At 43.0% G+C, this 24,728-nt stretch carries 23 protein-coding genes; 12 read left to right on the top strand and 11 right to left on the bottom strand.

All coding sequences use genetic code 11. The features are described 5' to 3' along the window. Positions 1-10: 10 nt before the first annotated feature. The 3 genes from gdhA (at position 11) to PHI47_RS05150 (ending at position 5,666) form a co-directional block, all read left to right on the top strand. Positions 11-1,363 carry an NADP-specific glutamate dehydrogenase gene (gdhA, locus tag PHI47_RS05160; protein WP_299934523.1) on the top strand — a complete coding sequence of 451 codons (1,353 nt, stop codon included), beginning with the start codon at positions 11-13 and terminating at the stop codon, positions 1,361-1,363. 75 nt (positions 1,364-1,438) lie between these two features. Continuing rightward, positions 1,439-4,564 (top strand): cytochrome c biogenesis protein CcsA, encoded by a 3,126-nt coding sequence (ccsA, locus tag PHI47_RS05155; protein WP_299934520.1) that lies wholly within the window; start codon positions 1,439-1,441, stop codon positions 4,562-4,564. Between the two features lies 1 nt (position 4,565). Next, positions 4,566-5,666, top strand: a complete 1,101-nt coding sequence (locus tag PHI47_RS05150; protein WP_299934517.1) for a hypothetical protein — start codon at positions 4,566-4,568, stop codon at positions 5,664-5,666. A gap of 3 nt (positions 5,667-5,669) precedes the next feature. Here PHI47_RS05150 and PHI47_RS05145 read toward each other — a convergent pair whose 3' ends face one another. Then, positions 5,670-7,409, bottom strand: coding sequence for an HD domain-containing phosphohydrolase (locus tag PHI47_RS05145; RefSeq protein ID WP_299934514.1), 1,740 nt, complete (start codon positions 7,407-7,409; stop codon positions 5,670-5,672). A 50-nt stretch (positions 7,410-7,459) separates the two neighbouring features. Next, positions 7,460-8,575 (bottom strand): molecular chaperone DnaJ, encoded by a 1,116-nt coding sequence (dnaJ, locus tag PHI47_RS05140; RefSeq protein WP_299934511.1) that lies wholly within the window; start codon positions 8,573-8,575, stop codon positions 7,460-7,462. Positions 8,576-8,691: 116 nt separating this feature from the next. On the opposite strand from dnaJ, the gene recR reads away from it, so the two are divergent. After that, complete coding sequence (gene recR, locus PHI47_RS05135) at positions 8,692-9,261, top strand: recombination mediator RecR (RefSeq protein ID WP_299934508.1); 570 nt, start codon at positions 8,692-8,694, stop codon at positions 9,259-9,261. Positions 9,262-9,344: 83 nt separating this feature from the next. Here recR and hrpB read toward each other — a convergent pair whose 3' ends face one another. Genes hrpB through PHI47_RS05115 form a run of 4 tightly spaced genes read right to left on the bottom strand, consistent with a single transcriptional unit; the run spans position 9,345 to position 15,142 of the window. After that, on the bottom strand, positions 9,345-11,855 hold the full coding sequence (hrpB, locus tag PHI47_RS05130) for an ATP-dependent helicase HrpB (RefSeq protein WP_299934505.1): 2,511 nt from the start codon (positions 11,853-11,855) through the stop codon (positions 9,345-9,347). Beyond that, positions 11,852-13,513, bottom strand: a complete 1,662-nt coding sequence (locus PHI47_RS05125) for an NAD-binding protein (protein WP_299934502.1) — start codon at positions 13,511-13,513, stop codon at positions 11,852-11,854. The genes hrpB and PHI47_RS05125 overlap by 4 nt, the downstream gene beginning before the upstream one ends. An 11-nt stretch (positions 13,514-13,524) precedes the next feature. Then, positions 13,525-13,902, bottom strand: a complete 378-nt coding sequence (locus PHI47_RS05120) for a DUF6394 family protein (protein WP_299934499.1) — start codon at positions 13,900-13,902, stop codon at positions 13,525-13,527. 31 nt (positions 13,903-13,933) lie between these two features. Beyond that, positions 13,934-15,142 carry a putative glycoside hydrolase gene (locus PHI47_RS05115; protein WP_299934497.1) on the bottom strand — a complete coding sequence of 403 codons (1,209 nt, stop codon included), beginning with the start codon at positions 15,140-15,142 and terminating at the stop codon, positions 13,934-13,936. A 118-nt stretch (positions 15,143-15,260) separates the two neighbouring features. Between PHI47_RS05115 and PHI47_RS05110 the strand changes: the two genes are divergently transcribed. Then, a complete protein-coding gene (locus tag PHI47_RS05110) occupies positions 15,261-16,640 on the top strand; it encodes a DEAD/DEAH box helicase (RefSeq protein ID WP_299934496.1) in 1,380 nt (459 codons plus the stop codon). A gap of 24 nt (positions 16,641-16,664) precedes the next feature. Beyond that, the gene (gene arfB / locus PHI47_RS05105) at positions 16,665-17,084 is read left to right on the top strand and encodes an alternative ribosome rescue aminoacyl-tRNA hydrolase ArfB (RefSeq protein WP_366882629.1); all 420 of its coding nucleotides are present in this window, start codon (positions 16,665-16,667) and stop codon (positions 17,082-17,084) included. A gap of 6 nt (positions 17,085-17,090) precedes the next feature. Here the strand turns inward: arfB and PHI47_RS05100 are convergent, their stop codons facing one another. The 4 genes from PHI47_RS05100 to PHI47_RS05085 form a co-directional block, all read right to left on the bottom strand. Further along, a complete protein-coding gene (locus PHI47_RS05100) occupies positions 17,091-17,282 on the bottom strand; it encodes a hypothetical protein (protein WP_299934490.1) in 192 nt (63 codons plus the stop codon). 1 nt (position 17,283) lies between these two features. Further along, on the bottom strand, positions 17,284-18,051 hold the full coding sequence (locus PHI47_RS05095; RefSeq protein WP_299934487.1) for a hypothetical protein: 768 nt from the start codon (positions 18,049-18,051) through the stop codon (positions 17,284-17,286). Between the two features lie 110 nt (positions 18,052-18,161). Next, positions 18,162-18,365 (bottom strand): hypothetical protein, encoded by a 204-nt coding sequence (locus tag PHI47_RS05090; protein WP_299934485.1) that lies wholly within the window; start codon positions 18,363-18,365, stop codon positions 18,162-18,164. Beyond that, a complete protein-coding gene (locus tag PHI47_RS05085; RefSeq protein WP_299934482.1) occupies positions 18,362-18,934 on the bottom strand; it encodes a hypothetical protein in 573 nt (190 codons plus the stop codon). The genes PHI47_RS05090 and PHI47_RS05085 overlap by 4 nt, the downstream gene beginning before the upstream one ends. 132 nt (positions 18,935-19,066) lie before the next feature. Between PHI47_RS05085 and PHI47_RS05080 the strand changes: the two genes are divergently transcribed. The 4 genes from PHI47_RS05080 to PHI47_RS05065 are packed head-to-tail and all read left to right on the top strand — an operon-like array spanning position 19,067 to position 21,875. Continuing rightward, positions 19,067-19,714, top strand: a complete 648-nt coding sequence (locus PHI47_RS05080) for a TetR/AcrR family transcriptional regulator (protein WP_299934479.1) — start codon at positions 19,067-19,069, stop codon at positions 19,712-19,714. 56 nt (positions 19,715-19,770) lie between these two features. Continuing rightward, positions 19,771-20,364, top strand: a complete 594-nt coding sequence (locus tag PHI47_RS05075) for a LemA family protein (protein ID WP_299934476.1) — start codon at positions 19,771-19,773, stop codon at positions 20,362-20,364. Positions 20,365-20,367: 3 nt separating this feature from the next. Continuing rightward, positions 20,368-21,249 (top strand): TPM domain-containing protein, encoded by an 882-nt coding sequence (locus PHI47_RS05070; RefSeq protein ID WP_299934473.1) that lies wholly within the window; start codon positions 20,368-20,370, stop codon positions 21,247-21,249. Next, entirely contained in the window at positions 21,249-21,875 is a 627-nt protein-coding gene (locus PHI47_RS05065) for a TPM domain-containing protein (protein ID WP_299934470.1), read from the top strand. Before PHI47_RS05070 ends, PHI47_RS05065 begins: the two co-directional genes overlap by 1 nt. Here the strand turns inward: PHI47_RS05065 and PHI47_RS05060 are convergent. Then, the gene (locus PHI47_RS05060) at positions 21,872-23,113 is read right to left on the bottom strand and encodes a hypothetical protein (RefSeq protein ID WP_299934467.1); all 1,242 of its coding nucleotides are present in this window, start codon (positions 23,111-23,113) and stop codon (positions 21,872-21,874) included. The two genes, PHI47_RS05065 and PHI47_RS05060, sit on opposite strands and share 4 nt — an antisense overlap. Positions 23,114-23,208: 95 nt before the next feature. Between PHI47_RS05060 and PHI47_RS05055 the strand changes: the two genes are divergently transcribed. Together PHI47_RS05055 and PHI47_RS05050 are read left to right on the top strand one after the other, a co-directional pair. Beyond that, the gene (locus PHI47_RS05055; RefSeq protein ID WP_299934464.1) at positions 23,209-24,063 is read left to right on the top strand and encodes an alpha/beta hydrolase; all 855 of its coding nucleotides are present in this window, start codon (positions 23,209-23,211) and stop codon (positions 24,061-24,063) included. A gap of 146 nt (positions 24,064-24,209) precedes the next feature. Continuing rightward, positions 24,210-24,725, top strand: a complete 516-nt coding sequence (locus PHI47_RS05050; RefSeq protein ID WP_299934461.1) for a hypothetical protein — start codon at positions 24,210-24,212, stop codon at positions 24,723-24,725. Positions 24,726-24,728: the final 3 nt, after the last annotated feature.

Here is a 24,728-nt window from a genome sequence, read left to right as displayed (position 1 = left end):
GGGGATCTCTTTGATCGAAAAAATCTTAGCTAATCTCGAAAAATCCAAGTGTGTGAATGATGATACATTTTTTCAGGCAGTGAGCGAAGTATTTACTTCGTTAGAACCGATCGTCAAAAGCGATCCGCGCTATGAACAGTTTGCCATTTTGGAACGTCTCGTAACCCCGGATCGTATTATCCAGTTTAAAGTTCAATGGCTCGATGATAACAATCATGTCCATATTAACAAGGGCTACCGTATCCAGTTTAATAATTCTCTGGGACCCTATAAAGGGGGGTTGCGATTTCACCCAAGTGTGACAACGGGAGTACTCAAATTTTTAGCATTTGAGCAGATTTTCAAAAATTCTCTGACGGGTCTGCCGATCGGCGGAGCCAAAGGGGGGAGCGATTTTGATCCCAAAGGAAAGAGCGATTTTGAGATTATGAAGTTTTGCCATGCTTTTATGCGAGGGCTTCATCAATACATCGGAGCGCGTGTCGATGTTCCAGCCGGTGATATCGGGGTAGGGAGCCGAGAAATCGGCTATCTGTTTGGAGAATACAAACATATTACCCGAAATTATGACGGCGTTCTCAGCGGTAAGCCCTATGCGTTTGGCGGTTCATTGATGCGACCTCAGGCCACTGGATACGGTGTTGTTTATTTCGCCCGCGAAATGTTGGCACAGGAGTTACAAGAATCTCTAGAAGGAAAAGTATGCACGGTTAGCGGTGCGGGAAATGTCGCAATCCATACGATTGAGAAACTTCAACAGTTGGGTGCCATTGTTGTCACGTGCAGTGATAGTGATGGAACGATATATGATTCGCGCGGTATCGATTTGGCATTGTTAAGGCATTTGAAAGATGAGGGAAAGAGGCATTCTCTAGAAGAGTATAAGCGTCAATTTCCAAGTGCGATCTATACAAAAAAAGCAGATTATCCAAAAGATGCTCATGCAGTATGGCAAGTTCCGTGTTTTGCTGCCTTCCCATGTGCAACACAAAATGAACTTACTGTATCTGATGCACAACAATTGCTTGACAATGGATGTGTCGCAGTAGTAGAAGGGGCTAATATGCCGACTGAACCCGAAGCAATCGAACTTCTGCAAAGGGAGGGTATTTTGTTCGCTCCGGGTAAAGCATCCAATGCCGGAGGGGTTGCCGTGAGTGAGTTTGAAATGTCTCAAAACGCTTCGATGGAGAAATGGGATTTTGACAAAGTGGATCGTAAACTCGATGAACTGATGCGTCAGATTTATAAACGGGTTGCATTGACCGCTAAAGAGTACGCAGTTGAGCGAAACTTCGTAGACGGAGCAAATATTGCCGCCTTTAAACGGGTGGCGGAGGCGATGATTCTTGAGGGCGTTTAACTATTCATATTCAATTAACAAATATTTACCCAACTATGACTACAATTGCGACATATTATACAGACAGGTCTTTCAATGAATAAACTTCACTCACTTTTGAGTTCCATGAAAACCATGGCGGCTCTCATGCTCATATTTGCCGTTTCGATCGGCTATGCTACCTTTATCGAAAACGATTATGGGACAATGACTGCTAAAGCGGATGTTTACAATGCCCGTTGGTTTGAAATTCTCTTGGGTCTTTTGGCTCTCAATTTGGTATTGAATATTATCAATTTTAACATGGCACGAAAAGCCAAACTATTGGTATTTACGTTTCATGCCTCATTCTTGATTATCTTAGTGGGTGCTGCAGTCACCCGTTATGCTGGATATGAGGGGACAATGCACATCCGAGAGAGCGAGCAAAGCGATATTTTGGTCAGTTCTGAACCTTATATTTCCTTTAATGTTCTCAAAGACGGGAAATCGTATCCGTTTAAAGAACCTTTGTACCTGTCTAAACGTACGTCAAATCACTTTGAACGGACATTGGCGGTCGAGGGTGAATCTATCAACGTTAAATTGGATCAGTATATGGGAGATGCACACTATGAAGCGGTTGCTGATCCCAAAGGCTCCCCACTCTTTAATCTGATGGTTACCGGTGCGCAAGGTGCAGAGCAAGTCTCTCTTAAACGAGGTGAATTTGTTGAAGCGAACGATATCGTAATCGATTTTGAATCGAATAAAACATTCGACAAACCGGTCGTTGCCCTCACGGTTGAAGGGGATAAAGCCTATATTGATACTCCTGCTACGTTAAACACACTCAGTATGGATACACAACAAAGTTCCACTTTGGCGGTAGGCAAACATGAAATGACGAAGCGTACCCTTTTCCAAACGGCGCAAAGCGGATTCGTACTTCGTAATTTCTTCCCGAAAGCATCGATGCAGTTAGTTTCCAAAGCTTCCAAAGGGAAAAGCGGACCTATGATGCAGCAAGCGCAATCGCAGGATGCATTAACCCTTAGTTTTGTCAGCGGTGATAAAAAATCGACTGAAGTTGTATTGGGGTCTCCGGGTGATGTCGGTGAACCTAAGCGTATCATGTTAGGTGATACGGTTATCGAAGCATCGTATGGCTCGATTGAACGTAAACTTCCTTTCGCAATCAAGCTGCGCGATTTTGAACTGGAACGTTATCCGGGATCAATGTCCCCTGCATCGTATGCGAGTGAAGTGAGTGTTATTGATCCTGCGGCGCAAAAATTTGATTTCCGTATTTACATGAATCATATCCTCGATTATCAAGGATACCGATTCTTCCAATCGTCATTCGATCAGGATGAACTCGGCACTGTTCTCTCGGTTAACCATGACCCGGGAACATTGATAACCTATATCGGATATTTGTTGCTTGCGATCGGAATGTTTGGGGTATTGATTGTAAAAAACAGCCGATTCAATGCACTGAGTGAAAAACTCAAAAAGATGGATGGTCAAAAAGTCGTAGCTTCTTTGGCGTTGGTGATCATGGCATTTTCGACAACGAATGCCGTGGCATCCGATGAAAACAATCCGGTAATCCAAACGGCTAAAGCGTTTGATAAAACTCATGCGGATAAATTCGGTCACCTGATCATTCAGGATGCGGGCGGTCGTATGAAACCGATCGATACCCTTTCTCATGAAATTTTAGCCAAGCTAAACCGTAACAATTCCTTTATGGGATTGTCGTCCAATCAAGTTGTTTTAGGGATGATGCTTCGCCCTGATGCGTGGCGTGAGATTGCAATGATCCGTACGGGAGACAAAGAGGTCAATAAACTGATCGGACTCTCTCCTGATGCTAAAACAGCGGCATTTTCACAATTTTTTGAGGCTCCTGATCAGATTAGCGGTTATAAGTTATCTGCTTTGGTTGATGAAGCTAATCGTAAAGCTCCCGGGAAACGGGATAAGTTTGATAAAGCATTATTGCAAGTCGATGAACGGGTGAATGTTGCCTATATGGTCTATACCGGTTCGTTGATGCGTATGTGGCCGATACCGAATGATAAAAATCACAAATGGGATGCCACAATCGATGCATTGCAAAACTTTCCTCCGAAAGAAGCTGAAATTGTTCGTTTGTTAGCGATCAGCTATTTCGGTTCAATCGATGAAGCGATGAAAACCCAAGATTGGACCAAAGCGGATGCAGCATTGGAGCGAATCGAAAAATATCAACGTTTCGTGGGTGCGAGTGTGTATCCGAATGACGCGAAAGTCAAGATTGAGATTTTTTATAATCATGCCAATATTTTTGAACAATTATGGCCGCTTTATTTTGTAGTCGGCTTTACCTTATTGATTTTATCGTTTATTAAAATTCTCAAACCGTCTTTTAGTGCCGAATGGCTCCGCAAGCTTTCTTTCGGACTTCTTATCGGTTTCTTTATGGCGCATACGGCCGGATTGATTATGCGCTGGTATATCGCAGGTCATGCTCCGTGGTCAAATGGATATGAATCGATGATTTATATCGGATGGGCGAGTGTATTAGCCGGATTTATCTTCTCGCGTAAATCTTTAATGACGATGGCGGCCACGGCGATTATGACAGGGCTTATCCTCTTTGTAGCGCATCTAAACTGGATGGATCCGCAGGTGACCAATCTCGTACCGGTACTTCAATCGTACTGGCTTGCTATCCATGTGGCTATGATTACGGCGAGTTACGGGTTCTTGGGTCTGGGGGCATTGCTGGGGATGATTACACTTATCCTCTTTATCCTCAAAAAACCGGATAATGCGCAGCGCTTGAATCTTGCGATCAAAGAGCTTAATGCGATCAATGAAATGAGTCTTATTTTCGGATTGGTACTTCTCACTGTGGGGAACTTTCTTGGAGGAGTTTGGGCGAATGAGAGCTGGGGACGCTACTGGGGATGGGACCCGAAAGAGACATGGGCATTGGTCACTATTCTTGTTTACGCCGTTGTAATCCATGTCCGGTTTATCAAAGGTGCGTACAGTGAATATGTGTACAGTGTCATCTCTTTACTGGCATTTACTTCGGTATTGATGACGTATTTCGGAGTCAACTACTACCTGGCAGGTATGCACTCATATGCCAAAGGCGATCCGGTACCGGTGCCTGATTTCGTTCCGTGGACGTATGCGGTAGTGGCTATTGTGATAGCTTTTGCCTATCCGAAACGGGTTACAAAATAGTATGACAGAAGCGTTAAAAGAACTTTTTAACGCGTATAAACATCTCCCTATCGGGGTGATGTTTTTTAAAGATAAGCAACTTTTTTTTGTCAATGATCATCTACGAAGTATTTTATTGCTCCAAAATTTAGGGAGTGATGAAGTTATCCAAATTCTAGGGGATATGGTGGGCGTTGAAAATGCTTCACATGAATCTCTTTGCGATTTTTTCTCCTTCACTGAACTTTTTCTTTATCATGATCGACTCTTACAAATTGATCGGCAACATGTTGATAATATTGATATTTTCGTTATAGTCCGTATAAGCGATGAATCAATTAAAATGGTCGATGATACACGTTCCTTGCGCCAAATGTGTGCAAACAATCTCTCATCCGCTTCCAAACAACAACAGGATGAACATGCGTTATTGAACAAAGCGTTTGGAAATTGGAAAAATCTTACTATTCCTTCGGTGGTTTTATACAAAGGGATTCCGATTAAAGCAGATTGTCTTATTGTTCATGCCCATGAAGGCGAAATCGCGATCAAAGTGGAGAAAAAACAACTTTCAGCCGCACAAATCGGGATTCAATGGCTGATTGGAAATCGACGGGATAAAATGGTTGCTGGAGAGGTTTTGAAGTATGATCTGACACAGTCAGTCGTATGGCTTAACAGCCTCCAAATCGTGAACAGCAGTTTTCACCTTCGTCAAGTTATACGATATGGGGTATCTTCGGAAGACCAGATGATTATCTTCATCAACGGTAAAAAATATAGTTCTTCACTGCATGATATCTCGGAAAAGGGTTCATCTATTCAGACAGATAATGGGGCACTTTTGCTTGCATTATCGTCGGTAAAAGGGAAAACGCTTGAGGCAGAATTGCATCTATCGAATACAAAAATAGTGATTAAAGCGGTTTGGCTTTATTCGATTGCTTTGGGTTCAGGTACCCAAATGAAGGCGGCATTTAGTATCGGGTATGATTTGCACAATGGCAGTTTATTACGGGAATGGCTGAATGAAAAACAGCTTCACCTCATCAAAGAAGTACGTACTTTTGTACAGATGATTTCGACGCCTAGTACAGACTCTGCTGTTGAATGGACTATTTAGCGTTTAGCGCTTGGCTAAACGTGATTGCAAGGTCTCTAAATTCCTAACTGTCTCTTTATCTAAAGTAATAATAGATACGGTAACGGTGATCCCTACCTCTTTTAACCAATGCGCATACAAATCCTCGATTTGAGGTACTTTATCATCCTTACGAAAGATAATAAAGTCATCTCCTTGAAAGCGAATGACGGGGAGTTGCGGATAATACTCTTGCAGCATTTGTGCGTAATGTTTGAGCAAATCATCCCCTTTTTCCCATCCGTATGCTTTATTGAACTGACTGATATTCCCTAGATTTACCAACCATAATTGTTTATATTGATCGAAATCAGGCTCAAAAAAGAGAAAATTGAGATAGGCATAGGTATAAATACCGGTTAGAGAGTCTTTGTAAAAATAGGAGAAGCGTTCCATTTCTAACAGTGTTGTAGGACGCTGTGAATGATTGGCTTCGAGGGAAATCTTTGCAAGAGCAATCAAGGCGGCATCAATGATATCGGCACGAAATTTGATGCCTCTTACTGAAGTAAGTTCCATTAATGCTTCATTTAAGGATTTTCGGGCTTTGTAGATACGGTTGGTAGTCATAGCGTCAAAACAATCCGCTACCGCCATGATTTGTGAAGTAAGCGGTATGCTATCTCCGAAAAGTTTATTCGGATATCCGCTGCCGTCAATACGTTCATGATGATATCGGACGATTTCAGCGATAGCAGCAAATATATCGACCCTCTTCAACAGATTGTACCCTGCATTGACATGCTCTTCGATCAAGACTCGCTCGATCGGTTGCAGTGCTCCGGGTTTAAGCAAGATGGAATCGGGGATAGCTACTTTACCGATATCATGAAGAGCTCCTGCCCGGTACAGTTCATCCTGCTGAGAATGCGACAACCCCATTTGTGCCGCAATAAGCCGTGAATACTCACCTACTCGTTGTCCGTGGCCGGCAGTGTAATTGTCTCTTTGTTCAATAAGTGAAACAAGGGAAAAAAGGTTTTGCTCATACAAGTCTATTTTTTCTTGAATATGCGAAGAGGAGGAACGATATCCCCATCTAAAACTTACCAGTCCCAATATCCATACCCATAGTAAAATGATGATAGTAGTGATAAGCCCTTTGAAAAAGACATCATCATATCGATCCATCGGGAGAGTAATCGTTAAGGCACCTCTGATGTCTCCGATATGGTATCCTTGCTCACCATGGCATTTCATACACTCTTCTTTGACTAAGAAAGGCGTCATATAACTAAGGTATTTTTGGTTGTTGATGGTATGAAATTTATACACATCCTGTTTGGTTTTAAGAAGGGATTGAAGCGACTGCTTTTCCCATGCATCAGGAGCATTCTTAGGATTAATGAACTTATCACTGGATAAATGGCTTTTGATACCGTAAAGAGAACTGTATTGCTCTGTCATCTGACGCAGGGCATAGGCAGGATTGATTAGGGTTAATTGGAGACCTGTAGTAGTATTGAGGTCACGATTTTTGACTTTGAGATAAGGATTAGGCTGCGTCTCTTTGGAGATGGGGACGTAAACACCGCCGTGAGTAGCTACCCATTTGCGGTAGGCAATATCTTTATTGATACTGGTTTTAGCTTCGAGGAGCGCAAGCGCTTGGACTTGCTGATATTTTTGGTAGGTTAAATAAATGATCATCAGAGCAATAAAAAAGGTCCATGACACTCCGACAATGATAAATATTTTGGAAAGTTGTTTTTTTTCTGATTTCATAACACCCTTCCAAATAAAATACTATTAATTATATTAATATTAGCGGCAGTTTATTTAAACCACCCTTTTACTTTTTCAAAGGTTGATTCAAACAAACTCTCATGCGGCTTGGATTCGATACCGAAACTCTCTTGGAGCTTTTGCAAAAGTTCCTCTTGTGAGGCATTCAGACGGTTAGGGTAAGTGAGGTGGATTTGAGCGATCAAATCCCCTTTTCCTCGTCCGTGGACATCGGCAATCCCTTCACCTCGGAAACGATATTGCTGTCCGTCTTTGGTTCCCGTTTCGAGTTCTAAGGTCACTTCGCCGTTTAATGATGGGATCGTAATGTCCTCACCTAAAACCGCTTGGGTAAAGAATACCGGAACTTCGAGATAGATGTCGTTGCCGTTACGGATAAAGTGGCTGTCTTCTTCCACTTCGAAGGTCACGTACATATCACCTCTCACACCGCTTTTACCCGTATTCCCTCGTCCTGATACCCGTAAACGGTTACCGGTATCGATTCCGGCAGGGACTTTGATCGTGACGCTCTCTTTGGTCTCTGTGTAGCTTTTGCCTTTACAATCACCGCATTTCTCACTCGCCATAGTTCCTTCACCATGACACGCAGGGCAGGTTTGTGAGAAGGTCATAAACCCTTGGCGCACATATACCTGTCCTTTGCCGCCACATTGGCTACAGCTTGTGACTTTCCCCTCTTTGGCACCGGTTCCTTTACAGGTTTTGCATGAACTTTTAGTCGTAAAAGTGACCTCTTTTTCGCATCCGAAAACCGCTTCTTTGAAGCTGACGCGCATCTCAACACCCATATCGAGAGGGAATTTATCCGCTGCCGCACGGGATTGTTTACGGCCGCCTCCGCCAAAACCGTTAAACATCTCTTCGAAGATACTTCCGAGATCGTCAAAGCCGCCGCTGCTTCTACGACCGCCACCGCCTTGGAGACCCTCTTTCCCGTAACGGTCATAAACCGAGCGTTGTTGATCGTCGCTTAGGACTTGATACGCTTCATTACAAAGTTTGAATTTATGTTCTGCACTTTCATCACCCGGATTACGGTCAGGATGGTACAGTTTCGCCATTTTACGATAGGCTTTTTTTATCTCATCACCGTTAGCATTTTTAGTGACTTCTAAAATTTCATAATAACTCAAATTTTCCACGCATTGACTCCAAAAACATATTTTTCGCGCAATTATACCATGTCAAAAAGAGTGTTAGCTTAATTGAGTCATAAAGACTAAACTATTTTTGGAACAAGCTTTGCTACAATACGTCCATGAAACGTTCCCTAGAGAAATTTAACCGCCTTGTCGATGCATTGCAGCAACTTCCGACTATCGGACAAAAATCCGCTACACGTCTAGCGTATCATATGGTGATGCATGACAGTTTTGGTGCGCTCAAACTCGCCCATGCTATCGAAAATGCGATTACTTCGCTGAAAAAATGCCGATCGTGCGGCGGGCTGAGCGAAGATGAACTGTGTGCGATTTGCAGTGACGAACGGCGAAATCATGAAATCCTCTGTATCGTCGAAAACGCTAAAGATATTTTGACGTTTGAAGAGAATGCCCTTTTTGACGGGCGTTATTTTGTCCTCGATTCTCTTGAAGAACTCGACCTCGCACATTTGCGCGGTGTCGTTCAAAGCGGGATAAAAGAGATTATTTTCGCCCTGACTCCCTCTATCGCAAATCAAGGGGTAATGCTCTACATCGAAGACAAACTGAGCACGTGCGATGTCCGTTTCAGCCGAATCGCTCAGGGGGTTCCGACGGGGGTGAGTTTGGAAAACGTCGATATCCTCTCCCTGACCAAAGCGATGGAAGATCGGGTGAGTATTTAAGAGCATCAATATAGTCCCGCTCGCCCTGAGCTTGTCGAAGGGTGATGCTCATGGTTCGACAAGCTCACCACGAACGGGTAAAGTTAACTCCCCATATACTTTTTCGTTCTGCTTGTCGCCACGGCATTGCGCGGATCATCCGGCCAGTAATGTTTTGGGTATCTCCCTTTTAGCTCTTTTTTGACATCACTGTACGAACCGTTCCAAAATCCGACCAAATCACGCGTTACTTGTATCGGACGGCGTGCAGGAGAGAGCAGATGTATCAGTAGCGGTATTTTTCCCTCCATGATGCCCGGGTGTTCACTCAGCCCGAAAACTTCCTGAATCCGTACCGCCAAAACGATCGCTTCGGGATCGGAATAATCGAGTACGATAGAACTTCCGGTCGGGGTGGTAAAATGAGTTGGTAAGAGGGTATTTAACCGCTTTGTCTCCTCCCACGTCAGTTGTGTTGAAAGAATCGCGTACAGATCGAGGGATTCGCAGTCTCGGAATGAGCTTTGGGTCGTGATGTGAGGCAAAAGCCATGTTTCCAAAGAACCTATGAGGGCTTCGTCGCTAAAATCGCCGAATGAACCATCCGGAGAATGATAGTGCAGGGCTTGGAGACGGTGGCGTAGTGAGAGTGCGGAAGGTGACCAGACCAGAGCCTCTAATCCGTGAGTGCCTATCGCTTCCAAGAGTGTTTGTTTAATCTTTCTCGCATTGGGATTGGCAAGTGGATGCGATTCGATGATGATGGCTCCGATACGGCGAACCTCTCTGGCTTCGACCCGTTTTAACTCGTTGTTCCATACTATTACTTCTTCACTCTCAAAGAGTTCAGGTGCATGAATTTCTAAGAGAGCGATATCCAGCGGTGCACACCGATAGATTCGAGCCATGGTGGAATCCCCGTCACTCTCGGAGACGACGAGCCATTCTTCGCCGTGCAAATCATCTTCGTGGGATAAAATCGCCTCCTTGCCATTGCAGAGGAGGTATTTTTCCCCTTTAGGTGTACGTAAACGGGCGATACGGTCGGGATACGCGAGGGCGAGTAAGAGGGCGATCATAGAGGAGGGAAAGTCAGGCGATAATCGAAGCGATGTCGTTAAACGCCCTGAGAGTTCCCGTGCGGTTTTTAAGATCATTTCAGCACTCTCGGTTAGTTCTGAAGCGATCCCTTTTCCGCGTATGTAATCCGATAAAGCCCAAAAACGCTCTCGCATATCGGAAGATCGGCTCCCGCTTCTAGAAAAGAGATCCCGTTCGTTGAGCAATGATGCGAGCAAGATGGCCTCACTCTCATAACCCAAAGTTCGTCCGATAATCATCATATGGGCTAAGCGGGGATGAACTCCTAAACCCATCATTGCTTTACCGTGCGGGGTGATTGCACCTTTGAGATCGGTAGCACCCAAGCGGTGCAGCAATACGTTGCCGTGTTCGAGTGCTTTTACCGGAGGGGGTGTAATCCATGAGAGTTCCGAATCTCCCCAAGCACCCAGTTCCAGAGAGAGCGGTGTGAGGTCACAAAGACGAATTTCCGGTTCTTTATGGGGTGTGAGGGCATGATGTCCGGTTGCGCTCCATAGGCGGTAACATTTTCCTGCACTGAGTCGTCCGGCACGTCCGGCACGCTGATCGGCTGAGGCACGGGAAATTTTCTGTGTAATAAGCCGTTCCATACCGCTGCGTGGGTCAAAGGTGAGTACTTTTTCCAATCCTGAATCGACGACGATAGTGATACCCTCGATAGTGAGGCTCGTTTCGGCGATGTTGGTGGCGAGGACGATTTTGCGTTTTTCTGTGGGGGCAACGGCTCGCTCTTGCACCTCTTTGGAAAGTTCGCCATACAGCGCAGCGATAATGATATCCATCGAACGGCAAAGCTCTTTCATCGACGTTTCAACCATTTTGATTTCACGTGTTCCGGGTAAAAAGACGAGGATACTTCCTGTTTCATTGACGATAATGTTTTGGAGGAGACTTACAAGTGCAGGGACGATTTTTTTGGGTTCTACGGGAGGAGAAGAGGGCGGCATGTATTCGACAGTAATCGGATAGCTTCGACCTTCACTTCTAATGAGAGGAGGGTTATCCATTAAAGTTTGTAAAGAATCGGTATCGAGTGTCGCCGACATCACCAAAATTTTCAGATCATCTCGTAAAAATTCCTGAGATTGTAGAGCAAAAGCGAGGGAGAGATCGCTGTGGAGATGACGTTCATGGAATTCATCGAAGATAATGAGTGCGATATTTTCGAGTGAAGGATCATTTTGAAGCATTCGGGTCAAAATTCCTTCGGTGACGACGAGGATTTTGGTGTTATCACTGATCTTTTTTTCGGCACGGATTTGATAGCCGACCCGTTCCCCTACCTTTTCCCCCAGTAGATGTGCCATACGTGCGGCGGCACTTCGAGCTGCGATACGGCGAGGTTCCAGCATAATGATTTGTTTGTTTTTAAGCCAAGGTTCATCTAAAAGAGCAAGGGGAACAGCCGTGGTTTTCCCTGCTCCAGGAGGCGCTTGGAGGATAAGGCGGTTTGAGTTTGATAGTACGGTGCGGATATCGTCAAGGACGTCATAGATCGGTAGAGATGTCATCGTTTAAAAGGGAGTATGAACCGTTGCGCTTCAACACCGTGTATGACGTAATAGAGTTCGTAATAATGGTTTACGATAGTTTGGAACGTTTCCAAACTAGGACGGGTACTCGCAAAGAGTATGTGGTCGTTCGGTTGAAGGAGAGTAGTATCCTGCGGTAAGAGGATAAAATCACCGTTTGATCGTTCAAGTCCTAAAATAACGATTTCTAAATCTTCACCGTCACGGTACGGATTCCGGAGTAATTGTCCAATAGTTACCGATGCTTCGGTTAAATATCGGCTAAGGGCGTACATATGGTGCTCATCGATTTCCATCTCAAGGAGAGCAGGGCGTTTGTTGACCTTACTCGTAATCAGTAACAGGGTGTCGACAAACATCTCTGTGTTCTGCTTGGAAATCTCGTTGATGAACTTAAACGTCATCGGTCGGTCTATGTAGTTATAGCCGTCCAATGCGGCAATTTGATCAAGGATAAAAATTTTATCGACTTTGAGATTACTAAAAAGACTTCGCTCTTCGAGCTCATTTTCCCGAACGATGGCAAAAATAGCGGGATTGAGACTGCGCGCGGTAGCGACGATCGAAAGATTAATCGCATCGTCGTTGGTTCCGGCAATAATGCAGGCAGCTTCCATAATTCCTGCCTGAATGAAGAAATCTTGATCCGAAGAAACCTTTTCATGGGTATCTTTATTGATATCCAGATAGGTGTATTCGATTTGATTGTTGTCGAGGGTATTTTGGAGCGTTTTCCCGAAGCGACCCTTAGCGCATACGATGTATTTTCCCACAGGAAGAATATCGCTCTTACTAACGTGCAGATTTCCCCCCTGTACCCAGCTAAGCAGATTAAAGAGATAGGGAGAACGGAGCGCAAAATCGATCCGTTTTGCGATGATGGAGAACGCGTCGATAATATGATTGACACCGATATTGGCTAAATTTTCTCCCCCTTGTTTGATCCCTGAACGAGCGATAATACAAAGCTTTGAATTCAGAATTCGGGCACGAACGGAGATTTTTAGGTTGAGTTGATCGTCATCGAAAAGTGTTACGAGAAATTTACAGTGGGGAGACTCGATCCCTGAAGATTTCAAAACATCCGTCATCGACGCATCGGCAACAATCGCCGGGATAGAGGGGAGATACATTTCACTTTGCAACGCTTCAATTTTTTCGATGCTTTTATCGATCACAATAATACGGTAACGATTGTCTTTGTTAATTTTGTCAATCAGTAATTTTCCAGCATCGGTATATCCGCAGACGATGATAAAATCTTGTCCGAGATGGTGAACCCTCCGACGGAAGGCATTCATTTTTATCGCAGTGGTAAAAGTTTTTTCCTGCAACAATGCAATGATTGAACCCAATGCGTAAATCCATGCCGGTACGGTGGCATAAATAGTGAGCAGCACGACCATACGCTGCGGATAGCTAAATGCGTAGGGAATTTCTCCGAATCCGATGGTTGTGGCGGTATAACCGACGATATACATCGCATCAAAAAAACTGAGGTAAACAGGCTGTCCGTTATCTCCGGTTCCGGGAACGAGGGTGAGAAGAATCACGGGAAAAGCGTGGGCGAGATTGAGGATAATGAGGGGAGCCCTCATTTTTCGTAAAAAAAGCCAAATGGTCGATTCGTTGCTCATCGATCAGTATATCAACGTTTAAGTAAGAGCGTTTCACCGACGAAGAGGGTGACAGATATAACATTGGCGACCAATGCACCGGCTGCCAAAGAGACGACGATGGTAAAAAGCTCTACGCTCATCACACCGGTCATGTTGACGATTCCCCAAAATAATGCAGCAGCGATCAGTTGTAAATCGGCAACAAAACTGGTGGCAAGGAGAACTGACCCCGTCTGGGTTTTGTCTCCCAATTTCATGATTGTGGCGATAATGTTGACCGTAATAGCGGCAACCAGTTCATACACACTGTGATAGGCTATAACATCAAAATCACCGTAAACAAACCCGAAATTCAGAGTAAGGGCAAGGATGATAAAAAAACCGGAAATCACTTTTTCGGAATTCATAAGACCTCTTTCTTTTTATTGTACTTCATTTTTACTTTAGACCTTGTTCGGTGTAAACATTGCGAGGATTCCATAAAATCCAGCCGCAACTTCCGAACGCTTCACACGCATTGATTTGGTCACGAATCTCTTTGTCCCCATAGATACGGCGATCAAAGGCGTAATCCCGAAACGCTTGGAGCCATGGACGATATGATTTGGATGATCCGCCCGATTTTTCGAGTGCTTTATCGAGCGAGTTTTTCACGATCTCATAATTGGCTTTTACCGGATTCGGATATCCGGGGATACCTGCATTAAAGCCTGATGGATAAAGCATAGGGGAGAGATAATCGACATACGGTGCGAGGGCATCGACCCGTTGCCCGATCTCGATATCGGCATCATGCCAGCTGACGTATCCGAAAATATCAGCCGATAAAAAGACGTTGTAGGGGAGCAGTGTTCGACGTGCCTCTTCTAAAAAGCCTGAAATTGCTTTGACCCGTTCGGCTTGGGTGTTTTCTACCGAAAATTTTACCCCTTTGCGATCAGGGAAACGGACATAGTCGAATTGGATCTCATCAAATCCGGCGGCTGCAGCTTCTGCTGCGATGGAGAGGATATACGTGCGAGGTTCTTTACGTGATGCATCGATCCAGTACAGCCCCTCTTTGTCTTTGAAAAGCGACCCGTCAGTGGTGCGCACTCCGTACTGCGGGTAGGCCGTGACGTATGGGGTGTCTTTGAATGAAACGATACGGGCAATGACGTATACCCCTTCTTTATGCAAATCGGCGATAAACTTTTTTATATCTTTGAACAAGATCAGATCCTGCGCCCCGATTTTATTGGCTGTCGGGTTTGCCGTTTTAAATGCGATCTGTCCCCGATCCATTTTAATATCGATAACAAAGGCGTTGATCTCCGTTGTTTGGAGCAGATGCTTGGCATTTCCCATGATTTTACCGCTTGTTGCACCGAAGCTGGAGAGATAGAGGGCTTTCGGTAAGAAAGGGTTGAGGTACATTTTCCCGCCGCTTTTATAAAACTTGCGGTCATATCCGATCGCACGTACTCCGATTATCCCTGTTGAAGGGACCGTAAATGAGCCGTTACTGTCGGTTCGATACTCTTTGCTGTTTGCGATAATGATAGCATTTGCGATCGGTTTGGAAGTTGCTTTATCGAAAACTGTTCCGCTGGTGTATGCCCCCCATGTCAGTGTTATATACCCTATTAAAATCGCCAGTGCTCTCACCCATCTTCTCCCATTAAATCAATTGCCGTATCGTAGCAAAAAAAATGCCATAAATGGGAGGTTTGAAGCGATAAAATGTTAATATATATTAATAAAATACCAAAAAGGTAATAACCACATGTCATTTACGACTTTAGGGCTTAGCCCGCACCTCCTAGATACTCTTAATGCAAAAGGGTACAGTGAGCCGACTCCGATTCAAGCACAGGTGATTCCTCTCGTATTGCGTGGTCGAGATATCCTCGGTGCCGCCCAAACAGGGACAGGAAAAACGGCTGCGTTTGCCCTTCCGATCATCCAAAAACTCATCAGCGCGACCGATTCCAAACAAGCCAGTGCCAGAGCGTTGGTAATCGTCCCGACACGAGAACTTGCATCCCAAGTGGCAGAGGCGATCCGCTCTTACGCCGAGGGGCTTGAGCTTACGTGTATCGCACTATTTGGCGGGGCGAATATGGCTCGTCAGGCTAAAGAGCTAGAGGAGGGGGTAGATATTATTGTCGCCACTCCGGGACGTCTTATCGAGCTGAATAAACAAGGACATGTCCCTCTATCACGAATTGAGTATCTCGTATTTGACGAAGCCGATACGATCTTCGATATGGGCTTTATCCGTGAAGTAGGTCAGATCATCGATTTACTCCCCGTAAAACGCCAAAATATGCTCTTCTCAGCAACGATGACGGGTGCAGTCAAACAGTTGAGTGAAAAGATCCTGAACAAACCGCTATTGGTTGAAATCGATAACCTCAAAGCCGCCGATATGACACTGCGCCAAGTGGTTCATCCGGTCGAAAAAGAGCGCAAAAAAGAGTTATTGTCGTTCCTAATCGGCTCCAACAACTATCCTCAAGTGCTCGTATTTACCCGTACCAAAGCAGAAGCCGATGAGGTAAGCACGGAGCTCACTGCAAGTGGACTCAAAAATGTCGTGATCCATGGCGATAAAAAACACGGTGCACGCGATCGTGCGCTCAGTGAGTTTAGAGAAGGCTCTGCCCGTATCCTCGTCGCAACCGATATCGCCGCACGTGGTCTCGATATCGAGGGGCTAGACGTCGTTATTAACTACGATATCCCTCACGTTAGCACCGATTACCTTCACCGAATCGGTCGTACAGGTCGTGCAGGCAATGATGGACTCGCCATCACGCTTCTCTCCTCAGCAGAGCATATCTCATGGTCAAAAATCATCACCATGCTCGGCAAAAATGTCGAGACGATATTGGTTCCCGGATTTGAACCGCCTGCGGATAACGCACTGGTAAAAACACGGGGTAAAAGTCTCTCAAAAGAGGGTGAGAAAAAGGGTAAAACGGAAGGGGCATTTGGAAACAAGCGTAAAAAAGCTCCCGTCCAGTCGAAATTTGCCACTAAACGGGGACCCCGCGTCGCACGCGATGAACCTGCCGGTAAAAGCGACTCTTCAGCCAGAGGCAGTGCCTTTGGCAATACCAAAAAACCTTCACCGAAAAAATCGGGCGGACGGGGGAGATAATTTCTCTCCTAGAAATCTGACATGCTGCACATTTCCCACACCGTTAGCATTCCCGACTCTGAGATCGAGATAACCGCTATCCGCTCCCAAGGTGCGGGCGGGCAAAATGTCAACAAAGTCTCCACCGCAATCCACCTACGCTTCGATATTAACGCCTCATCGCTCCCTGATTTTTACAAAGAACGTATCCTTACTATTACCGATCACCGTATCACCAAAGACGGTATTATCAACATCAAATCTCAAGAATCGAGAAGTCAGGAAGAAAATAAAGAAGCGGCATTGGAGCGGCTCAAAGAACTGATTAAAAGCGTCACCATAGTCCAGAAAAAGCGCAAACCAACCAAACCGACGAAGAACTCACAGAAGCGACGGATGGATAGTAAAACGAAGCATGGGAATATCAAGAAGATGCGGGGGAGAGTGGATAAAGGGGAGGGGTAAAAAACTTTATACCGAAACTTTAGAATCGGGTGTGGCAATTTGCCAGTGTTGCTCTTCGTATTTTTCGACCAACAGCGCGAGGATTTCGAGCTCGTCACCTTCACGGCTTCCGATTTCAGGTTCTTGTTCCATCAACACATCGATACGTTCTAATATTTTTTCGTAATCGGCTTCGGTTCGGATAGGGGATAGGTGCATATTAAAAATTGTGCTTATTGAGTGATAATTTTTTTTCAATATCGTAACTAACTCCATCAAACATCATACGATATAGTAAGCCATAAAATGCAATAAACATCATTGGTACTGTCCATATCATCCCAATTCCAAGTGGAATTGAACTTAAAATTGTGATAATTACTAATAAAATATATAAAATTATGATGCTGAAAAAATGGGCAAAGACTGCTTTACGTGATAGCTCCATTGCATCCCATATTTTTAAGCTTTTGTCGGCAATAAGAGGTAAGGTAAACATATATATTGTTGTAATTATCATAGATAATATATAAGACATAATGACGAACCACTTTAAGTGCAAATAATTGCCAATTGAATTTGTAATTAGTGAGATAACATCTTGTATTAAATATACAAATAAACTAGCTAATGATAATTTCCATATGATTGGATAATATTGGAATATAGATTTATAGGATACATTTTTACCCCTTAAATAGTTGATGATAATCATATCAAAACCAGTCATGAGAGGTGCTATTACAGGTATAACAATAAAATCGATGATATTAAAACTTTCTTTAACTTGTTCGGAATAAGGTTTGAGATCAGGAAAAATAAACCACGCTAATTTATACAGAATATACATAATTGTTGCTAATATAAATATAACTTTCCAAGCAGTAGCTTTAAATCCATTTGTATACTGGAAACCTGTTTTTATGATGTCGATAATATTAAAATTATTATGATAAAAAAGAGGTGGAGTTTCTTGCGAGTCTATCATTCTAAGCCTTTATATTAAGAACAAATTTATGTTTGATTATAACTAATAAACACAAAAATGTGAAATAAACGATGCTGAAAAAATGAAATGATATTAGTGTCGCATAACCTCTACCACTTAAAAACATTACGAGGGTAAAACATTCTCCCGATCACAACCACACCAAATAGTATTCCGACATGACTCCACTCAAATGTGGCTCCGATCATCAAAATAACTAAACAATAGAGTGCCGTTACCGCTAAAAACCATCCGCTTAGTAAAAGTATAAACAAACCTATGACACGGCAGATCGTTCCGAATGTGTTGCTCATCGGTGCTCCTTTAACGCTTTAATGATCGCTTGGATTTGTCGTCGGTGGATGAAGGTGTGCATGTACATAAACGAGTTCCAGTCGAAGTTGTTGAACGAGTAGAACCATGGATGGGGTTTGGTCATTTTGGAGTGATATTTTGGCAAAGCATTGAAAAAGGTTTGGTATTCATCGATAAAGGCTTTAAAATCATCGAGTGTACCGGAACGGTTGGCGAACGGTTTTACCCCTGCTATCGTGACGATTTCACTGTATTCTCTCTCCTCGGATAGGGCGGTGATAATCCCCATCACTTTTCGTCCCGTGATGCAGAGGTGCTCTATAACCATGTTGAGGGAAAATTGGCGTGAGTGATCTTCGATGGCGAACGTTTTGTCGATAACGACTTGTTGCAACCGCTCCACTTCTTCTAACCCCTCCAAAAGAGAGATGATAATACGTGCTTCGCGTTTAAAAAGCCAAAAAGCGATTTGCCATGTAAAAAATGTCCGCACCAGCGGAATCAACAATAGCCGTATGAGTAAAAATTCTCCTCGCGGCAATCCATCACCCGGTTTTCCCTGTACCATATCAGCTCCTCGCCCAATCAGATAGGTGCATAGTAGTCTCAATTTTCTAAATTAAATCTTAAAATTAGTGCAAATACTCTAATTTGTAAAATATAATTCGTATATGTACTCTAAATATGGTAGAATTTTCCCATGACAAAGCCAAAAAAGATAACGACTAAAGAGCGGATTAAAAGCACGGCGATAGAGCTGTTTAATGCCCATGATTCACTCTCTATCACAACTAACCATATTGCCAAAGCGGCGGGAATTTCTGCGGGGAATCTTTACTATCATTACCGCAATAAAGAGGAAATCATCCGAGAAATTTATTCTGATATGTCTCAGCGGATGGAATTATCAAAAAGTTTTGAAAAAATGGTTAGTTCTGATAACCCTTTGAGGGTATTGGATGAATCGCAAGAGCATTTTGGGGATTTGTTTTGGGAATACCGATTTTTTATGCGAGATGCTCCGGTGTTGATGGCACTCGATAGCGAGTTAAAAAAGGTCTTTGTCGCTAACCAAGAGAAACGGATTATTCAGATAACAGGGCTAATTAGATTCCTTATTAGCGAAGAGATTTTAGAAAATATAGCTAAAGAGGATATTCCTCTACGTGCCAAGCTCTATTGGTTTGTTACGGCGTATTGGCAAGTGTTTGCCTCGATGGATGGCGAAGTGAGTCGTGAGTCGATACGGGAGACAAAAGAGACGATGTTTAAAATCCATATTGCCCCGTTTTTATCGGAGAAAGGGCGGGGGATGATGGGAATAGTCGGAGAGATTAATCCAATTTAGTTTTTTTAAACAAAAAACAGTTACAATTTATCATTATTAATAGTAAAAGGGTGTGTATGAAAGCAATCGGCGGAATTTTAGCGGCAGTCATCATTGGAGCAATCGTGATGATGTTTGCGGGGCATATGAACAGCGTCCCAACATTGGATGAGTCGGCAAAAGCCTCATGGGCACAGGTACAAAACCAGTATCAACGTCGTGCCGATTTGGTTCCTAATCTTGTTGCCACGGTCAAAGGATACGCATCACATGAAAAAGAAGTTTTAGTCGGTGTTACTGAAGCGCGTGCCAAAGTGGGACAAATGAACATCACTCCGGCGGTTTTGAATGATCCAAAAGCATTTGCCGCATTTGAAAAAGCGCAAGGGGAACTTAGCAGTGCGCTGTCACGGCTGATGATGGTAAGTGAGCGTTATCCTGAGCTCAAAGCCGATAAAAACTTTATGGCATTACAATCACAGTTGGAGGGGACTGAAAACCGTATCAGCGTTGCACGCCGTGATTACATCGATACCGTGAAAGAATATAATCTCGAATTGCGTACCGTTCCGGGTCGATGGGTAGCCGCTATTCTCTATCCCGATGCGACGGTAAAAGAGACATTTTCCGCAGAACCGCAGAGTCAAAAAGCACCTACTGTATCGTTTTAAATAATGATACGTTTTTTTGTAACTCTTCTCTTTTTTATCGGAGTTGCCACTTGGGCGGCTCCAACCTTTCCAGAGCTGAGTGGTCGTGTTGTCGATCAGGCAGAATTGCTTACACCAGATCAGGAACAATCCCTATCCGAACTCTCGAAAACGATCGAAGATAACAGCACTGCTCAGGTCGTCGTTGTCACTCTCAAATCACTGGAAGGGTACGATATCTCTGATTACGGCTATCAGCTCGGACGCTACTGGAAAATAGGGCAGAAAGATAAGAATAACGGTCTTTTGATTATCATCGCACCGAATGATCACAAAGTCCGTATTGAGGTTGGGTATGGGCTAGAAGGTGATATTACGGATGCTCAAGCAAATGATCTAATCTTAACGAAAATGGTTCCACGTTTTAAACAAAAAGATGTTTATGGTGGTATCAAAGATACGATGGAAGAAATCAAAGTAATTATTTCAAAAGAGTATCAGGCAGAACCTGTCAAGGAAAAATCGCACCTTTTCTATATTCTTTTAATTGCATTGATACCACTTTTAGTTTTAATTTTTTGGGCAGGTACCTATTATTTTTCAAAACAAGTGATGGTTATTCTTAAATTGACGGCTTCACTCTTTATTGGAGGAATCGTCGGTATGTTAATTTGGATAGCAAGCCATCTAGTAATAATTAGCGCAATTGTGGGTTTGATTGTATTTATCATTACCTACTTCTCTAACAAAAATTCTGACTTTGGTTCTATTATCGATACAATTGGCAATTCGTCTGGATCAATGAGCAGTGATTCGTTTGATATTTTTAGTGGGAGTGGCGGCAGTTTCGGCGGTGGCGGTTCTAGTGTCGATATCGGTGATTTATTAGATGGATTGGGGAGTTAATGAAACAGTTAAATGAGACACTAAAAACTCAGATTAAAGAGGCAATAGAGAGTGCCGAAGCTCAAAGCTCGTGCGAGTTTGTCGCAGTGATTACTCAAAAAAGCGGAAATTATAGAATATATGCCTTCTTTGTTGCGGCATTGAGCGCATTATTGATCCCCCATTTGATTTTTTGGCTAACAGATTGGTTTAGTATTGAAAAAATATTTCAGTGGCAGATCACATCCTTTATTTTATTGATGATCCTTACCCAATTATCAGTGGTCACAAATGCGTTAGCCCCATTTGCAGTAAAACAACGTCAAGCAGCATTGGTCGCACAGCAGAGTTTTAGAAAATTTGGATTGTATCGGACGTCGAAACGGCGAGCTATTTTATTTTTTGTCTCTATTGATGAAAAATATGCCGAGATTATCACCGATATCGGAATCGATGCGAAAATATCTACTGAAACATGGCAAGTGGTTATCGATACATTTCGCCAAAATTTAGAGACGAAAAATGTAGCGCAGGGCTATCTGGAAGCTATCGAAGCATGTGGTGCGATTTTAAAGCGAGAGTTTCCTGCCGAAGCAGGGGATGTGGACGAGTTGCCGAATGAGTTGATTGTAGACACTTCTAATTAATTTGTTATTTGTTCAATCTTTTCAACCCATGGATACCCTAAAAATCCCTTATGTAGATAGACTCTAATGTGATCATTTTCATTATACTGATGATAGAGGGTTGAATCGATTTGGATACGGTGTTGCATGGGCTGATTATTCCATCCGTAGAGATTTAGAAAATAGGTGGTTGATTTTTTACGTCCGCTGTGTATCTCTTTTGAGGTGATGGAAGAAGCAAAGGTAGTCGCATCAGAAGAATCGAGATAGACATTGACCTCTTTAATCTCTACCAATGCACTGAGAAATAATCCCAAAGACCCCAATGTGAACAGCTCAAACAACACAGGAGAAAAACGGGAACTTTGACGCAGATATTTGTAGACGATAACGATGATGGCGACGAGAGAGATTATTGTTACTGCAATACCCATTGGGAGGATGCTGTAAGAATCACTCAGCTGGGGGAAGGTTAGATAGTTATTATGTTCAAAATAGAGCATCATTCCACCATTTACGATGAGTGCAACGATAAGAGTGTGAAATACAAAAGCGATCTTTCCTGAATATTCACGATAGATCGGATGGTGTGGAGCTGCTTTGGAGGGGAGATGCTCTATGGCTTGTTTCATCAAGGGGACAATGGTTTTAAATAATCCTTTTGCCTGATCATCGCTGAGGGTTTCCGTCGTATTTTTAGTTTTTAGAAGAAACCGACCGTCAAAACACTCTATTTTTTGTACTTTTATCCCTTTTTCATGATGAGACCAGAATAGGGAATAAAGAGCTTCTCTCAAAGATTTGTTATTGCTTAATTCGTTGCAGAGCCATTCATCATCGGAGATGATATAGATAGTTTCATCAAATCGACTATCTCCGCTTTGACATTCGGTGCTAAGTCCCAAAGATTTGAAAAAACGTTCAAACGGTGTTTCAAATTTGAGAGAAAAATCGTATCCATAGATATTTTCAATTGATATACTTATCGAAACTACCGAATCATCTTTTTTATGCCCAAGTGTATAATAATAGGTTGTCCCCTCGATCATTCCACTCATTAGATTTATATCTTCGAAATAGCCGTTGTGTCTATCGCTATACTTTTTTCGAAAGGTTGAGAACCATAGATAGATTCCTGCAATCATCACGATTAATGCGATGCGTAGAGGCGGAATGTACATGTATTCGACCCCGAAAATAAGTGCGGCAATAATAAAAGGAAAAAAAATGATCGATAATGCAAAAAATGCTAGAGCCAAGAGAAACCTTATTAATTAATTATCAATAATAATATATCATTATAAAACTTTAATAGTATGAAAAAATTATTTATTCATGAAGGAAAAACATGCGTATGCAAATAGTTGTTTTGTTATTTATATCATTGAGTCTTGAAGCCGGAATCATCCGCGATATGTTTCAAAAACGATCTTCTGTCCAAGAGGTCAAAAAACTCACCGACATAGCCTACGGCGTGGACAAAAAACAGTCTCTCGATGTCTATCTCCCCTCAAACCCTAAAAATGCTCCTATCATCGTCATGGTTCACGGCGGTGCATGGAAAATGGGGGATAAGAAATCGGATAACGTCGTTCAAAACAAAATGAATCGATGGGTTTCTAAAGGTGCTATATTTGTATCGGTCAATTATCGATTAGTTCCGAAAGTGGCTCCACAGCAACAAGCTGAAGATGTCGCAACGGCTCTTGCGTTTGTTGAGTCGCATGCAGCTTCGTGGGATGGTGATGCTTCAAAAGTAATTTTGATGGGGCACTCTGCGGGGGCACATTTGGTCTCGTTGATCTCGGCTAATCCTCAAAAATACGTTTCGCTCGGTCTCCAACCGTGGCTTGGTACAATATCTCTCGATACGGCAACGATGGATTTGGTACAGACAATGCAGCGGAAGCATTACGATTTTTACGATGATGTGTTTGGGAGCGATAAGGATATTTGGATGCAAGATTCTCCGCTCTATCAACTTGATCGTTCCGCACCTCCGATGTTGCTCGTCTGCTCCAGTATTCGTGAAGATAAACCGTGTGAGAATTCCAAACCGTTTATGATAAAAGGGGTTAATATGGGGCTTAGAATCGAGATGAACGAACAACCGCTGAACCATGGTGAGATTAATGATGAACTCGGCAAGCCAAGCGGTTATACCGAGAGGGTTGAGCAGTTTATCCGCTCATTAGGAATTGATCTTTAATCAACAGCACATAAGCTTAAAAATTATATTATATTAAAAATAATTAATAGGTAATTTGAATGTCCCTAAACGTTACAAAATATATTGTATTTATGTCTGTATTTATAATTTTTACCGGATGCTCTTCGCACAACATGGAAAATAGTATGGATACAAATCAAATAAACAAGGGCATTGAAATTTCCCCTCCCGAGTTAAACACTTCGATTCCCGCACCAACAATAGAAAAAAAGGTTGAGCCTAAAAAAAATCCGTCCGCTAAATCGGTTGGAAAAAAAGATGCAACTAAAAAATCCAATAAAACTTCTCTCAACAATGAAACAGATACGGATAAGTCAGAATCAGCGATAAAAGAGCTCAATCAAAAGGTTAAAGAGAGTAAAACACGTGAAGTACGTGAGATTTTAAACGCAAATCCAAAAGCCATTGATATGATCGAAGAGTCGGAAAAAAAACTGCTTTATGTCGGTCCTAGCGGCTGGAGAGTGATAGACATTATCGAAGGATTACGAAACGGCCGTTTGCGTGAGAAAGAGATCGTATCACATATCAAAGCGGCTAAACTCCCTTATAAAAAGTATTCGTATGATGAGATACAAGCCCTTTTAAAACAGAAGATACCGTTTAAGGTCATTAATACCATGATGACGGTGTCAAAGTAAGCC

Origin of the sequence: Sulfuricurvum sp. (assembly GCF_028713855.1) — a bacterium.
GTDB lineage: Bacteria > Campylobacterota > Campylobacteria > Campylobacterales > Sulfurimonadaceae > Sulfuricurvum.
The sequence above is the reverse complement of the archived record's forward strand: the minus strand, read 5'-3'. Positions and strand labels throughout refer to the sequence as shown.